17 protein-coding genes are annotated in these 15,462 nt (G+C 33.8%); 8 read left to right on the forward strand and 9 right to left on the reverse strand.

Annotation, left to right across the window (positions count from 1 at the left end):
* Positions 1-79 precede the first annotated feature (79 nt).
* Positions 80-322 (forward strand): hypothetical protein, encoded by a 243-nt coding sequence (locus GSY47_RS12630; protein WP_179004027.1) that lies wholly within the window; start codon positions 80-82, stop codon positions 320-322.
* A gap of 112 nt (positions 323-434) precedes the next feature.
* Here the strand turns inward: GSY47_RS12630 and GSY47_RS12635 are convergent, their stop codons facing one another.
* Positions 435-1,343, reverse strand: a complete 909-nt coding sequence (locus GSY47_RS12635) for a LamG domain-containing protein (RefSeq protein WP_179004028.1) — start codon at positions 1,341-1,343, stop codon at positions 435-437.
* Positions 1,344-1,625: 282 nt separating this feature from the next.
* Between GSY47_RS12635 and GSY47_RS12640 the strand changes: the two genes are divergently transcribed.
* Positions 1,626-1,829, forward strand: a complete 204-nt coding sequence (locus GSY47_RS12640; protein ID WP_179004029.1) for a hypothetical protein — start codon at positions 1,626-1,628, stop codon at positions 1,827-1,829.
* A gap of 108 nt (positions 1,830-1,937) precedes the next feature.
* Here GSY47_RS12640 and GSY47_RS12645 read toward each other — a convergent pair whose 3' ends face one another.
* From GSY47_RS12645 to GSY47_RS12655, 3 genes are all read right to left on the reverse strand, one after another.
* Entirely contained in the window at positions 1,938-2,855 is a 918-nt protein-coding gene (locus tag GSY47_RS12645) for a LamG-like jellyroll fold domain-containing protein (RefSeq protein ID WP_179004030.1), read from the reverse strand.
* 329 nt (positions 2,856-3,184) lie between these two features.
* On the reverse strand, positions 3,185-4,225 hold the full coding sequence (locus tag GSY47_RS12650) for a PLP-dependent cysteine synthase family protein (protein ID WP_179004031.1): 1,041 nt from the start codon (positions 4,223-4,225) through the stop codon (positions 3,185-3,187).
* A gap of 70 nt (positions 4,226-4,295) precedes the next feature.
* A complete protein-coding gene (locus tag GSY47_RS12655; RefSeq protein ID WP_179004032.1) occupies positions 4,296-6,356 on the reverse strand; it encodes a S9 family peptidase in 2,061 nt (686 codons plus the stop codon).
* A 117-nt stretch (positions 6,357-6,473) separates the two neighbouring features.
* Between GSY47_RS12655 and GSY47_RS12660 the strand changes: the two genes are divergently transcribed.
* On the forward strand, positions 6,474-6,821 hold the full coding sequence (locus GSY47_RS12660) for a YbaB/EbfC family nucleoid-associated protein (protein ID WP_256871116.1): 348 nt from the start codon (positions 6,474-6,476) through the stop codon (positions 6,819-6,821).
* A 122-nt stretch (positions 6,822-6,943) separates the two neighbouring features.
* Here the strand turns inward: GSY47_RS12660 and GSY47_RS12665 are convergent, their stop codons facing one another.
* Positions 6,944-7,963, reverse strand: a complete 1,020-nt coding sequence (locus GSY47_RS12665) for a threonine aldolase family protein (protein ID WP_179004034.1) — start codon at positions 7,961-7,963, stop codon at positions 6,944-6,946.
* A gap of 151 nt (positions 7,964-8,114) precedes the next feature.
* Here GSY47_RS12665 and prfB point away from each other — a divergent pair.
* The 4 genes from prfB (at position 8,115) to lpxD (ending at position 11,872) form a co-directional block, all read left to right on the forward strand.
* A protein-coding gene (gene prfB, locus GSY47_RS12670; protein ID WP_179004035.1) for a peptide chain release factor 2 occupies positions 8,115-9,213 on the forward strand; the annotation gives its coding sequence in 2 pieces (ribosomal slippage) (positions 8,115-8,177 and positions 8,179-9,213; 1,098 coding nt in all).
* Entirely contained in the window at positions 9,214-10,068 is an 855-nt protein-coding gene (locus tag GSY47_RS12675) for a hypothetical protein (RefSeq protein WP_179004036.1), read from the forward strand.
* 29 nt (positions 10,069-10,097) lie between these two features.
* Positions 10,098-10,544, forward strand: coding sequence for a peptide-methionine (R)-S-oxide reductase MsrB (gene msrB, locus GSY47_RS12680; protein ID WP_109192736.1), 447 nt, complete (start codon positions 10,098-10,100; stop codon positions 10,542-10,544).
* A gap of 329 nt (positions 10,545-10,873) precedes the next feature.
* Positions 10,874-11,872 (forward strand): UDP-3-O-(3-hydroxymyristoyl)glucosamine N-acyltransferase, encoded by a 999-nt coding sequence (gene lpxD, locus GSY47_RS12685; protein WP_179004037.1) that lies wholly within the window; start codon positions 10,874-10,876, stop codon positions 11,870-11,872.
* Positions 11,873-11,925: 53 nt separating this feature from the next.
* Here the strand turns inward: lpxD and GSY47_RS12690 are convergent, their stop codons facing one another.
* The 4 genes from GSY47_RS12690 to GSY47_RS12705 form a co-directional block, all read right to left on the reverse strand.
* Positions 11,926-12,132, reverse strand: coding sequence for a hypothetical protein (locus tag GSY47_RS12690; protein ID WP_179004038.1), 207 nt, complete (start codon positions 12,130-12,132; stop codon positions 11,926-11,928).
* A 7-nt stretch (positions 12,133-12,139) separates the two neighbouring features.
* Positions 12,140-12,448: a DUF3817 domain-containing protein gene (locus tag GSY47_RS12695; RefSeq protein WP_179004039.1), complete on the reverse strand. Its 309-nt coding sequence runs from the start codon at positions 12,446-12,448 to the stop codon at positions 12,140-12,142.
* A gap of 2 nt (positions 12,449-12,450) precedes the next feature.
* Positions 12,451-12,909, reverse strand: coding sequence for a hypothetical protein (locus GSY47_RS12700; protein ID WP_179004040.1), 459 nt, complete (start codon positions 12,907-12,909; stop codon positions 12,451-12,453).
* A gap of 71 nt (positions 12,910-12,980) precedes the next feature.
* A complete protein-coding gene (locus GSY47_RS12705; protein ID WP_179004041.1) occupies positions 12,981-13,571 on the reverse strand; it encodes a TetR/AcrR family transcriptional regulator in 591 nt (196 codons plus the stop codon).
* Between the two features lie 186 nt (positions 13,572-13,757).
* On the opposite strand from GSY47_RS12705, the gene GSY47_RS12710 reads away from it, so the two are divergent.
* Positions 13,758-15,386, forward strand: a complete 1,629-nt coding sequence (locus GSY47_RS12710; protein WP_179004042.1) for an acyl-CoA carboxylase subunit beta — start codon at positions 13,758-13,760, stop codon at positions 15,384-15,386.
* Positions 15,387-15,462 lie beyond the last annotated feature (76 nt).

Genomic DNA, 15,462 nt, shown 5'->3' on the forward strand with positions numbered 1-15,462 from the left:
AAGATATAATAAAGTTGGAAAAACTTTCCTTTCAGTAAAAATTGGTATTTTACAAATACTAAAAATCTTTAGTACAATTATGGAAGAACGTAAACTTTGGCTAGAAGCTGAAAAAAAATTCAGATACGATAGTAACTCTTTGGTTACTTGTCCTAACTGTAAAAAAGGAAACTTGTTTATCACAGACATAGCATTTAATGAAAAAGATATTTCTTGCGGTGGTGAACGTTGCATTAAATGTACAAATTGCGAAAAATTTGAAATAGTTTTATATCGCAATTCTGTACCTGAAAATTGGTATTCTAAAAACTTAGGCTTATAACTCAAACCCAAAACAGCATTTCTTTTTCAAAAAAATTTAAAAAAGTTAATGTATAAATAATGAAAAAGCCTTCTGAATTATCCAGAAGGCTTTTCAGTATAGAAATCGTTAGCTATTTTTGAGGAGCTCCATTAGTAACTTTAATCAAATAAGTTCCTTCTGGTAAATCGGAAATATTAGAAGCATCTGTTCCTATTAGCTTTTTACCCTGCGAGAAAACCTCGATATTTTTACCGCCTTTATTAGCTTCATTTGAAGAAGCTGCAACAGGTGCTGCGGGAGCTGGCGTTGGAGCTTTTGCAGGTGTGGCAGCAGTCTTTTTTAGCGGCGCTGCAACTTGACTTACTGTTACCGCTGAAGAAGCTGGTTTTGAACTATTATAAGCCTCTCTTACCTGTTCGTCTGTCATAGCAACAGTATATAATCTTAAATCATCAATATCAGCATTAATACTGGTTGCCGTATTCAGTTTTCCAATATTTAAAATATATCCTTTTGCCGAACGCTGCATACCTTCTACAGATTTTAGCAGTTCTCCATTACGATATATTTTTGATACATTTCCATCATAGGTAACACTATAAAAATACCAAGTCTCTTTTACAAGAGGCACAGACACTACTACATTGTTTGTATCGCCCCAGCCCACCAAACTTAAATCGGAATTACCCGAAACAGCTGGCTGTTGTATCAGTCCAAAATATTGTCCATTTACAGCTGTTCCATATCCAAAAATATAATTGGCCGCAGTAACTGCATTAAACTTTACCCAAACAGAAAAAGTCTTTGGTTTGTTATCCTGCGGAAGATCTCCGACTACCGCTTGATACGCTTTATTCGTGAGACGTAAAGCACTTTTAGGAGTTCCCATTCTATCATTTACAAAAACAGGAGTTCCTAAAAACGAAATGGTGTTATCAGCACTATTCATATTCCCATTAAAAGTAAATTCCTGCACCGGATTTTGTGCATTCGTATTCAAAAAACTTACAAACATTAAAGAGAGTAATAATTTTTTCATATATAAAAAGATATTAAAAGTATATTTTTCAATGTATTTGAATGAAAATCTTCTTTTTTAAAAGAATTTAAACTACAATACTTCAGCCCATTAAAACTCTAATTGAATTTTTACAAATTTTGTTAAAACTATAATTTTAATTCAGCATTACCAAGAAATTCCTACATATAAATACATAATTCTCACAAATTTCAAAAATCAGAGTTTATGGACTGTTATTTCATTAATTCTACTTTAAAATATATATTTGCGGTCAAGAGAATTAATGATTAATTACCCCAAATGCAGACATCAAAAATCACTAGAATCGCAGTTATCGTTTTAGTACTTTTATTTTTAGTATTAAGCGTTATCAGTTGCAGCACGCACACCCATACTGCAGCACCAGCAAGCACAGGAAAAAAAATCCCGCCGGGACAGGCTAAAAAAGCTTCAGGAAGCAAAAGCGCAAAAGCATATGCTCCAGGCCAGCAGAAAAAAAGATAATCAATAAAAAACCTTCTGAACTCCAGAAGGTTTTTTTACTATTTCAAAAAATTACATTGCTTTCGCAACAATACAAACTAACTAAAATTAAAAACTAAGTAAAGACTATTATTTTGAAGTAATCTTTTTGGCTGGAGAACTAGTAATTTTTAGCAAATAAGTTCCCTCAGGCAGATCATTAATATTCAATGCATTACTTCCTTCTATTTTTTGACCTTGTGAGTAGATTTCAATATTTTTTACAGCACCACTAACATCACTTGTAGTTATTATTTTTCCGTTTGCTGGTTTAGCCGCCGTTTTTCCGTTTGCAGCGACAGTTTTAGACGTTTTCAATTCTACAGTCGGCGCTGCTGCTATAGCAACAACTGGTTTTCCGCTTTCATAAAGATCTTTTACCTGTTCTGGAGTTAAAGCTACATTATAGATTTTTAAATCGTCTATATCCGCATTAATACCAATAGTAGTATTAATTTCGCCTAATCTAAAAATAGTACCATTAGTTGCTCTTGTCATGCCTTCAAGATATTTCAACAGCTTTCCGTCACGATAGATTTTGGAAGTTGCTCCTTCATAAGTAATTGTATAATTGTACCAAACATATTTTTCTAACGGAGTAGAAACAATTACATCATTTGAAGCGCCCCAAGCAGCCAAACTCAAATCGGAGTTAGACGAAGAAGTTCCTTGCTGTAATAAACCGCAGTATTGCGCATTATAAGCATTTCCATATCCCCAAATATAATTGGCACTTGAAATATCATTGAATTTGACCCAGATACTAACTGTTCTAGCGCTTTTACCTTGTGGCAGATTGTCTATAACTGCTTCTAGCGCTTTATTATTTAATCTTTGGGCACCTCTGGCTTCCCCTGCTCTGTCGGCAACGAAATTATCGATTCCCATAAATGAAGTGGTGTTGGCGGTATTATTTAAAGTACCATTAAAGTTAAATTCCTGAATCGGTGTTTGAGCAGTAACATTCAAATAACTTACAAACAAAACTGTGAGTAGTAATTTTTTCATAATAATAGATTTTAGGGATTAAACAACTAAGGTTATTTTAACACTGCTAAACTAGATTATTATGAATTGGAGCGGAAATATTTCCGACAACCTACAGAAATACTCGTTAAAATAAACAATTTCGGACATTTTATATCGTCAAATTACATTTTTACACTTTTAACGATATTACTAAAATACAAGTCAAAATTTAATCAACTTACTAATTTCTTACGTATAAATACGCTCTTTTCATAAAAATACCTAATATCTTATTTTAAATTTTTGGTCATAAAAAAAACTCCATTCGCAAATACGAATGGAGTTTGATATTTAAAAAAGTAACGTAGTTACTTTACGAATTCAATTTTTTGTGCTTCTTCTTCGTTAACACTATCAAAGAAACCTTGTTCGTTCATCCAGTCATCGCTGAATACTTTACTCATGTAACGAGAACCGTGATCTGGGAAAATGGCGATAATATTACTCTCTTTTGTAAATTCGCCTTCTTCAGCATATTGCTTAATAGCCTGCATTACTGCTCCAGAAGTATATCCAACAAACAACCCTTCTTTACGAGTGATTTCTCTTGCCGAGTGAGCACTCTCTTCGTCGGTTACTTTCATGAATTTATCAATAATATCAAAATCTGTAGCAGACGGAATTAAGTTTTTACCAAGACCTTCTATACGGTAAGGGTAAATTTCTTTGCTGTCAAACTCTTTTGTCTCGTGGTATTTTTTCAACACAGATCCAAAAGCGTCAACTCCTAAGATTCTAATATTTGGATTTTTTTCTTTTAAGAATTTTGCAGTTCCTGAGATCGTTCCTCCTGTTCCGCTGCAAGCAACTAAGTGCGTGATTTGTCCTTTTGTCTGTTCCCAGATTTCTGGACCTGTAGTGTTGTAGTGAGCATCAATATTCAATTGGTTAAAATATTGATTAATGTAAACTGAACCTTTTGTTTCTTCGTGTAAACGTTTTGCTACATTATAGTATGATCTTTCATCATCTGCAGAAACGTGAGCGGGACAGACATATACTTTAGCTCCTAAACTGCGCAGCATGTCAATTTTATCTTTGGATGATTTTGAACTTACTGCTAAAATACAATTGTAACCTTTAATAATGCTTACCATTGCTAAACTAAATCCTGTATTTCCAGATGTGGTTTCAATAATGGTATCTCCTGGTGATAGAATTCCTCTTTTTTCGGCCTCTTCAATAATATACAATGCTATTCTATCTTTTGAGGAATGACCTGGATTGAAAGCTTCTACCTTTGCGTAGAAATTTCCTTCTAACTCTTCGGTGATTTTATTTAGTTTAATAAGCGGGGTGTTACCTATTAACTCTAAAACATTATTATAAGCGGTTATTTCTTCTTTCATAAAAAAATAGTTAATCAAGGGCATTTTTAATTAACCTTGATAGGTTGCAAATTTAACAAAAAAAATCTAATTAGCTTTTAATTTTTTCTAAATCTAACAAAAAACTAAATTCTTTTGCTAAGTCTTTCAAAGCCTCAAAACGTCCCGAAGCCCCACCATGACCTGCATCCATGTTTGTATCTAAAAATAAAAGTTTATTATTTGTTTTTAGATCTCGCAATTTTGCAACCCATTTAGCTGGCTCCCAATATTGTACCTGCGAATCGTGTAATCCTGTAGACACATACATATTAGGATATTCCTGCGCTTTTACATTATCGTAAGGTGAATACGACAACATATAATCATAATATTCTTTTTTGTTTGGGTTTCCCCATTCATCATACTCTCCAGTTGTAAGCGGAATGCTGTCATCCAGCATTGTGGTAATTACGTCTACAAAAGGCACCTGAGCTATGACTCCGTTATACAATTCAGGAGCTTCATTTACAATCACTCCCATTAAAAGACCTCCTGCCGATCCTCCTTCTGCATACAAATGATCGGAAGAAGTATACTTTTGGTCTATTACAAATTTAGAGCAATCAATGAAATCTGTAAAGGTATTTTTCTTTTTTAACAGTTTTCCATCTTCATACCATTGTCTTCCCAAATCTTCTCCTCCACGAATATGCGCAATAGCGTAAACAAATCCGCGGTCTAGAAGCGATAATCTTGTCGAAGAGAAATAAGTATCCATCGTGATTCCGTACGAACCGTAGGCATAAAGCAATAACGGATTTTTACCATTTTTCTCTAGTCCTTTTCTATAAACCATCGAAATTGGCACTTTCACACCATCTCTGGCTGTTACCCAAACTCTTTCTTCGATATAATTATTTTTATCAAACTTCCCACCTAAAACCTCTTGTTCTTTCAAGATTTCTTTGGTTTTAGTTTTCATATTAAAATCAATTACAGAAGATGGTGTTGCCAATGACTGATAGCTGTAACGCAAAATATCGGTATCAAAATCAACATTAGTTGTCGTGTAAGCATTATACGTTTCACTGCCAAAAGGAAGATAATAATCCGGTTCGTCATTCCAAGGCATAATTCGGATATGATTTAGCCCGTTGGAACGTTCTTCTACAACTAAATAATTTTTGAATATTTCAATATCTTCCAATAAAACATCTTCTCTGTGCGGAATAAGATCTACCCAGTTTTTCTTTCCTGTTTTATCTTCAGGCGTTTTCATTAATTTAAAATTGGTCGCCTTATCTTTATTCGTCAAAATATAAAACGAATCTTCATAATGCGAAATACTATATTCTAATCCGCGAACTCGTGGTTGAAAGACAACAAATTCTCCGTCCGGATTATTTGAATTTAATATTCTGTATTCTGTTGTTAAAGTACTTCCAGAACCAATAACGATATATTTTCTTGATTTTTCTTTGCTGATTGATACATTAAAAGTATCATCAACTTCATCAAAAACCAAAACATCTTTTTCAGATGCTGTATTCAATTTATGTTTAAAAACTTTATCAGCTCTTAGAGTCACCTGATCTTGTCTTACATAAAAAATAGTATTGTTGTCATTTGCCCAAACTGAAGCTCCTGTAACATTTTCTATTTTATCAGCTAAAATTTCACCTGTTTCTAAATTTTTAATTTGAATGGTATAAATTCTTCTTCCGACGATATCTACTCCAAAACTGGCAAATTTATTATCTGGACTAATACTCAAACCTCCTAATTTGAAATAAGCATGTCCTTTTGCCATTTCGTTGCAGTTAAAAAGAATTTCTTCTTCTGCAGCAAGACTTCCTTTTTTTCTAGCAAAAATTGGATAATCCTGCCCTGTTTCAAAACGGGTAATGTAGAAATATCCATTATAAAAATAAGGAACCGAAGAATCATCTTCTTTGATTCTCCCTTTCATTTCTTCAAACAAATTATCTTTTAAAGATTTTGTATGAGAAGTCATATTTTCATAGTAAGCATTCTCCTGATTTAGGTAATCAATTACTTCTGAATTTTCTCTATCGTTCAGCCAGAAGTAGTTGTCAATTCTGGATTCTTTATGTTTTTTTAATGTTTTTGGAATCATTTTGGCCTTTGGAGCCGATATATCATTTTGCATTGAATGAGCATTAATTTTTAAAAATAAAGACGCAAAAATAGTACAAACACAATAGAACCAAATTAATTTTTTCTTAAAATATTCTATTGAAATAATACAGCAATATACTAATTTTGTCTGAAACAATTTAAAAAATCAACAAAAATGGATTTAATGGGAATGATGGGTAAACTTAAAGAAACCCAACAAAAAATTGAAGATACAAAAAAGCGTTTGGATACAGTTTTGATTGATGAACAAAGCGCTGACGGATTATTAAAAGTTACTATAACTGCAAGCAGAAAAATAAAATCAATTTCTATCGACGATTCTATTTTAGAAGATAAAGAGCAATTAGAAGATTATTTAATTGTTACTCTAAACAAAGCAATTGAAAAAGCAACAAATGTTAATGAAAGAGAATTAGACGCTGTTGCAAGAATGGATATGCCTTCTATTCCTGGAATGGATAATTTGTTTAAATAAGAAGCAAAGATACAGAGTTACAAAGGAACAAAGGTTTCTTCTCTCTTACTCAAAAAACAAAAAAGACGCAATATGCGTCTTTTTTTTGTAAGCTTTGTTACTTTGAACCTTTGTCACTTTGTCTAAAACTTCGAAAGTGTTTCTAAAACATAAGTATGCATTACTTCTTTGTAATCTAAATGCGTCACAATACGAAGTTTATTATGTCCTAAAGAACTTATAAGTATATTTTTCTGTTTTAATTTTTCAATCAATAGTTGGTCGCTGTAACCTTCAGCTAATGAAAAAATCAAAATATTGGTTTCAACAGGTTCAATGGATGCAATCCATTGTTTTGTACTTAATATTTTTGCAATTTCTTTTGCTCGACGATGATCTTCAGCTAGTCTTTCAATATTGTGAGCCAAAGCATATAATCCAGCAGCAGCCAAATACCCAACCTGACGCATTCCTCCCCCTAATATCTTCCTGATTCTCAACGCCCTGTGAATATCAGCTTTGCTTCCAAGCAATACAGAACCTATTGGAGCACCTAATCCTTTAGATAAACAAACCGAAATGGTATCGAAAATAGCTCCAAATTCTCTTGGATTCTGTCTTTTTGCCACCAAAGCATTCCAGATTCTAGCGCCATCCATGTGGAATTTCAGGTTATTGGCGTCACAAACTTTTTTTATTTCTCTTAAATCTTCTAATTCATAACAAGCACCACCACCTTTATTGGTTGTATTTTCAACACAAACCAAACTGGTTAACGGACTATGATAAAATTCTGGATCGTTTATTGCCGCTGCAACTTGTGCCGCTGTTATCATCCCGCGATTCCCATCAACTAAACAACAGGAAACCCCGCTGTTAAAAGAGACTCCTCCTCCTTCATAATGATAAACATGAGCATATTTATCTGCAATTAATTGCTCTCCAGGCTGCGTATGCAGTTTAATCGCAGTTTGATTAGCCATAGTTCCAGACGGAAAAAAAAGGCCAGCTTCCATACCAAAAAATTCAGCCGTTCTGTTTTCTAATTCAATCACCGTTGGGTCTTGTTTGTATACATCGTCGCCAACATGGGCGTTAAACATATACTGCAGCATCTCATAAGTAGGCTTGGTTATGGTATCGCTGATTAAATTTATTTCCATATTCTAAAAACTATATCTTATTTTTGTATGCAAAATTACGTATTACTTATAGTTATTCTCAGCAAGTTTTAGTAAAATTTAACTCGCTCGTTTCTATAGACCAAATTAACGTAATTTTGATAAAAAACATATAAAACCTATTAATTAATTTATGACAACAGCCGAACAAGTAAAAGGTATTGTGGAGCGCCTTGGTGCGTTGAGGAGGTATCTTTGACGTCGATGCCAAGCTAATCGAAATTGCCAACGAAGAAGAAAAAACGTTTGCACCCGACTTCTGGAACAATCCTAAAGAAGCCGAAAACATTGTAAAAAATCTTCGAAACAAGAAAAAATGGATCGAAGATTATGACAAAGCCGTTTCTTTAACAGAAGAATTACAGCTGGCTTATGATTTCTACAAAGAAGGAGAACTTACTGTTGATGAACTAGATGAACAATACAATGCCGCACAATCGCACATTGAAAACATTGAATTCAAAAACATGCTTTCTGACGAAGGAGACAGCTTAAGCGCTGTAGTTCAAATCACTGCTGGAGCCGGTGGAACTGAAAGTTGCGACTGGGCTGGAATGCTGATGCGCATGTACATGATGTGGGGAGAAAGTTATGGCTACAAAATTAAAGAACTGAACTTTCAAGAAGGTGACGTTGCGGGAATTAAAACCGTAACTCTAGAATTTGAAGGCGATTATTCTTTTGGATATTTAAAAGGAGAAAACGGGGTACACCGTTTGGTGCGTATTTCGCCTTTTGATAGTAATGCCAAACGTCATACTTCGTTCGTTTCTGTTTATGTTTATCCGCTTGTTGATGATAGTATCGAAATCGACATTAATCCTGCCGATATCGAAATTACAACTTCTCGTTCGAGTGGAGCTGGTGGACAGAATGTAAACAAAGTGGAAACAAAAGTACAATTGGTTCACAAACCAACTGGAATCCAGATTCAATGTTCTGAAACACGTTCTCAGCAAGATAACAGACAACGTGCTATGCAAATGCTTCGTTCTCAATTGTATGAAATTGAATTAAAGAAACAACAAGCCCAACGTGCTGATATTGAAGCTGGAAAAATGAAAATCGAATGGGGATCTCAGATTCGTAATTACGTAATGCAGCCTTACAAATTGGTAAAAGACGTTCGTACAGGTTACGAAACCAGCGATGTCGATGGCGTAATGAACGGAAATATTGACGCTTTCCTTAAAGCCTATTTAATGATGATGGGACAGAAAGAAGAGGAATAAATGAACAAATACATCAAAGGTTGTTTAGTAGTTATAGGCACAGTATTTATATTATTAGCAATAATAATTGTATGGTTCTTTTGGTCATCAAATAGCCGTAAAAAACAAGCCGAAATTGATGGAATCACATTTTCAAAAGAATGTGATTCCATCAAATTTATTACTGAACAGCCTGAGATTCAATTTGCAAAATTCAAGAAAAACGAAATCAGTATTCTTAAATTCCAGATCATAAGAGAAGGGAAATTCATCCATGACACAATAATTAAAAATGGGTTTAATAAAAAAACTTCTTCCAGCGAATACCAATCAATTAATATTCCTTACAAAGCATTTTTAAAAACTGATACGATTGTAGTTACTACACAAAACAAATTACATTATTACATTTCGGGATACCATCATTACGCTTACTTACATTATGGAATGACAGGATATGTCGGAAGCCATGACTGCCGATTTTCTGATAATCCTACAATTAACAATGAGCTTCTGCTAAGTCCAATACTTTTCAGGGAAAACGGCTGGATAAACCCTGAAATATCCAAACATATTAAAAAGATAAGTGTATCTGATAGTGCTGGATATTATGGTTTTGCAAAAAAGAGCAATATAAAAATAGAAGATGCCGAACGGATCCTAAAAGAAAAAAGGAAAAATCAGGTTTTTAGATCTACTACAATTAATGGAATTGAAGTTGGCCCAAAAGATAGTTATTATGTATTTGGCGAAGAAACTGAATCAGGAACGCTTCCTAATGATTTAGTTCCTAGAAATCTAAAACAGTATGTAGTTAAAATAAATTGCGAAACCGGAGAATATAAGCGTTATAAAAATTACCCTTTTGACAATTAAACTTTTCATATTTACTAAAAAAAATAGTTATGATAAAATGGGCAGATGTAATTCATTTTACAAATAAAGGAAATCCAGCTCCTGAAAAAAGAGTGGAAAAAACGGAGGAAGAATGGAAACAAATCTTAACTCCAGAAGAATTTCAGGTAACACGTCTAAAAGGCACCGAAAGATCTTTTAGCTCTGAATTATGCAGTTTATTTGATCCTGGCATTTACGAATGCAAGTGCTGCGGAACTGTTCTTTTTGATGCAAGTGAAAAATTTGAATCAGGAACAGGATGGCCTTCTTTCACACAGCCAATCAAAGAAAATGCTATCGCATATCATGCCGACAGGTCATACGGAATGGTTCGTGTTGAAGTGGTATGTAATGTGTGTGATGCACATTTGGGACATATTTTTCCAGATGGACCTCCACCAAGTGGTTTACGTTATTGCATCAACGCAGTTTCTTTATCAAAAATTAAAGAATAATTTACAGAAAGCGATTCCTTAAAAGTGAATCGCTTTTTTTATAACTATCAACAATTAAGTGATTTAACAAAACAAATGTAATCCATCACTTAACAATTAAATAATTTATTTTTTCTTCTAAATTTCGAATTGATTTTACTCAAAATCTAAGTCACAGCCATTCAACACCTTAAAAAACTCTCATTAAATTAATATTTTAAATGTTAATTTTTCAAAAATTACATTATTATTTTATTTTTTTATTAAGAAACCGAAAAAATTAATTAGGTAATTAGAATGTAATTCATTTTATTTGGCAAAAAATAACCCACAATCTATTAAATTTGTCAATGAGATTCTATTCAATTCAAGAAATTAATGAAGTTATTAATGGCGTAATTTGCGGCAGTACTTCACAAACCATAAACGCCACAGAACAATTAGAAAAAGCAACGACTTCAGAAATCTCATTTATTGGAAATAAAAAATATGAAAAATACTGGTCGACTTCTAATGCATCCATTGCTGTAGTCAACGAAGATATTTCGATTGAACCTGGAGAAAATCGTGCTTTTATAAAAGTAAAAAATGCCGATTTGGCAATGTCCCAAATTCTTGCTCTTTTTGCTCCGCCGACTCCAATTTTTCATAACAATATCCACAGAACAGCTACTATAGATGAAACCGCTGTAATTGGCGAAGGTGCCAAAATAGGTGCTGGTTGCTATATTGGGCCAAAAGTCGAAATTGGTGCCAATGCAGTAATCTACCCAAATGTCACTATTTTAGACGAATCCACAGTTGGCAAAAACACTATTATCTGGTCTGGAACAGTGATTCGAGAGCGTTGTCATGTTGGAAGTGATTGTATCATTCATCCAAACGCAACCATTGGAGCAGATGGTTTCGGATTTCGTCCTTGCAGTGAAAAAGGACTAGTAAAGATACCGCAAATTGGAAATGTAATCATTGGAAACGGAGTTGAAATTGGCGCAAATTCATGTGTTGACCGCGGAAAATTCAGTTCTACAATTTTAGGAGATGGCTGTAAAATAGATAATTTAGTTCAAATTGGACATAACAGCAAACTTGGAAAGTTCTGTATTATGGCTGGAAACAGTGGTTTAGCAGGTTCTGTAACTTTAGGAAACGGTGTTATTATTGGCGGAAGCGCTTCTATAAAAGATCACACCACTATTGGAGACGGAGCTGTCATTGGCGCAGGATCTGGTGTAACTGGAGACGTTCCTGCTGGAAAAACAATGCTGGGTTATCCTGCAGTTGAAGCTCGTGATGCCCTAAAACAATGGGCAATGTTAAAACGAATGGTTTGTGCACCTAAAAAATAATTCAATTATAATTTATATAAAAAACATCCGCTTCTACGGATGTTTTTTTGTTTTTATAATACTTCACATTCAAAGCCAATTACTTTCATTAAGAAAATTACCTTCTCGATAATATCATCTTTACACTCAAATCGTAGAATATTATCACAATCTTCTAGATCAAAATTCCATTTTGAATTGGGAAATAACTGATTTAGTTTTGGCGTAACTTTTTTCACTTTAGAAATGCTGTCAACGTTTGTTTTGAATACAAAAATCATAACTTCACTAATTCTGAATTTTACTTAGAATTCTAGAATCAATGTAAAAAGTGCCAAATGGAATTACACAAGCCAAAAGCACTTTCCAAGTTGTATCCCTAAATTTCCAGTTCTGCTCTACTCCAACACTTAAAGCATTAAATATAAAAAGCAAAAACAGAGCGCCGTGAATGGTTCCTACAGGCCTCGTTAAAAATGGCATTTCAAAAATATATTTCATTGGCATTGCTATAAAAAGTAAAATCAAAAGAGATGTTCCTTCAAGGAATCCAATAATTCGTAAACGTCCAGTATTGGTTTGAAATAAATTTTTCATAATTATCTAAAATAAGGTCGATTGGCAAAAGGTGAAAACGGCCATGGAATGGCAATAAAAATGATGATTAAGGCAACAGAAAACCAAACTAGCATCGTTTTGAATTTCTGTTGATCTGAAAGTTTCCTTTTCGCTAAAGCGGAACCAATTGTGATGATGATTATAGCAACTAACATCAAAACAATGTGAATTAGTCCGAAAAATGAAGCATCCAGATTTTGAAATTCTTCTTTATAATTTCTCCAGAAATATTTCACAATCGGACTCTGCAGATAAACCAATATTCCTAAAAGAAGCTGGATATGAGCAATTGTAGCTGTCCAGTGACGCAGCAAATTATCTTTCTTAGTAAAAGAAAGTTTTTGAGAATAACCTTTGTAAGCAATAAAAATAGCATATAATAAGCTTAACAATACGAGCCATCGCATAAAAGAATGGCCAACTAAAAGTGTTTGATACATTGTTTTTTGATTTTGACAATGCAAATATATCTAAAAAAACATACCAACTAGTATGTTTTTGAAAAATAATTTTACTTCAAGCCATTCAAATAGCTCTTAAGTTCTTTTAAATAAATGAGATACGACGAATTATCATTTTGGAGTTTTCCAAAATTTCGTATTCCCCAATAGCCTGATAAGATAAAAAATGCCACTTGTTCACCAACAACATCTTTACGGATTAAACCCGACTCTTTTCCTCTTTCGATTGAATCTATGATCGTCTTTTTCCATAGATCAACCAATTCCGCTAAAGCTTCACTAAACCTGTTATTCCATGGCGTCATTTCCTGCGTAAGATTGCCAACTGGACAACCATATTTTACCTGCAGAAAAGGATCTTCGAGCAGTAAATACGAAATCATATTATAAAAATCTTCAATTGGATTTTGAGAAGCTTCTGTTGGTTTTATGAAATATTCCTGCATAGTTGGCTTAAGAATTTCTTCAATAATAGCAACTCCCATTTCGTCTTTTGTTTTAAAATGGTAATAAAAAGCTCCTTTCGTAACCTGCGTAGTTGCAATTATTTCATCAATACTTGTAGTTTGATAGCCATTGGTATAAATCAACTCAAAGGCTTTATGAAGAATGTTCAGTCTCGTATTTGCCGCTTTTGACATAAAAAATACTAATTAGTATGAAATGGCAAAATAAAGAAAAATAATTGATTTATGCTTCTACTGCCTATTTTGAAAAATACATCAAAAAAACATTTACAAACTATTTCTTAATTCCTAAAGCCACTCATTTATTTCAATTGATTTTGTAAATTAGCCAACATTATTTTGTAAAATCAATACTATATCATGGATTTAAACTTCAATAAAAACGAAGATCACAATAAACTGCTCCTTTCTGAATTAAAACAAAAATTTGCTAAAGTAAAATTAGGCGGAGGCGAAAAACGTATCGAAAAACTGCATGCTGAAGGTAAAATGACGGCTCGTGAAAGAATCGCTTATTTATTGGACGAAAATTCTAAAAGTATTGAAATTGGCGGTTTTGCTGGAGAAGGAATGTATCCAGAACACGGCGGATGTCCATCTGGCGGTGTGGTGGTGAAAATTGGTTACATCAAAGGGAAACAATGTATTGTTGTTGCTAATGATGCTACCGTAAAAGCCGGCGCATGGTTTCCAATAACAGGAAAGAAAAACCTTCGTGCACAGGAAATTGCTATGGAAAACCGACTTCCTATTATTTATCTTGTAGACAGCGCAGGAGTTTATCTTCCAATGCAGGATGAAATTTTCCCAGATAAAGAACATTTCGGACGTATCTTTAGAAACAACGCTCAAATGAGCAGTATGGGAATTACACAGATTGCTGCCGTTATGGGAAGCTGTGTGGCCGGCGGTGCTTATCTGCCGATTATGAGTGACGAAGCTTTAATTGTCGATAAAACCGGAAGTATTTTCCTTGCGGGAAGTTATTTGGTAAAAGCAGCAATTGGCGAAACGATTGATAATGAAACTTTAGGCGGTGCCACAACTCATTGTGAAATTTCTGGTGTTACCGATTATAAAGCGAAAGATGATAAAGATGCTTTAGACAAAATCAAAAATATTGTAGATAAAATTGGAGATTTTGATAAAGCAGGCTACAGCCGAATCAAAGCGGAAAAACCAGCTTTAGAACCAAACGATATTTACGGAATTCTTCCAAAAGCCAGAACGGAACAATATGATATGATGGAAATCATCAAACGTTTGGTTGATAATTCAGAATTTGAAGCTTACAAAGACGGTTATGGACAATCTCTTATAACTGGTTATGCCAGAATTGATGGTTGGGCAGTAGGAATTGTAGCCAATCAGCGTAAAGTGGTAAAAACTAAAAAAGGTGAAATGCAGTTTGGTGGCGTCATTTATTCTGACAGTGCTGATAAAGCGACTCGTTTTATTGCCAATTGTAATCAGAAAAAAATTCCGTTGGTGTTTTTACAAGACGTTACCGGATTTATGGTTGGTTCAAAATCGGAACATGGCGGTATTATTAAAGACGGTGCTAAAATGGTAAATGCCGTAAGTAATTCTGTTGTACCAAAATTTACTGTTATTGTCGGAAATTCATACGGAGCTGGAAATTATGCGATGTGTGGCAAAGCGTATGACCCAAGATTAATTTTTGCATGGCCAAGTGCAGAATTAGCCGTAATGGGTGGTACTCAAGCCGCAAAAGTTTTAGCACAAATTGAAGCTTCTTCGCTTAAAGCGAAAGGAGAAATCATTGATGAAGCTAAAGAAACAGAACTTTTCAATAAAATAAAAGCACGCTACGACGAGCAGACTTCTCCCTATTATGCAGCATCAAGACTTTGGACAGATGCTATCATAGATCCATTAGATACTAGAACCTGGATCTCAATGGGAATCGAAGCTGCAAACCATGCTCCTATTCAAAAACCATTTAACCTGGGTGTAATTCAGGTTTAACGATTCAATAATTCACAACGATACGTTAAATAAAAAGCGAAAAACTTATTTTTAGACTATTTAAAATACATATATG

The sequence above is a fragment of the Flavobacterium quisquiliarum genome (assembly GCF_019308285.1).
Lineage (GTDB): Bacteria > Bacteroidota > Bacteroidia > Flavobacteriales > Flavobacteriaceae > Flavobacterium > Flavobacterium quisquiliarum.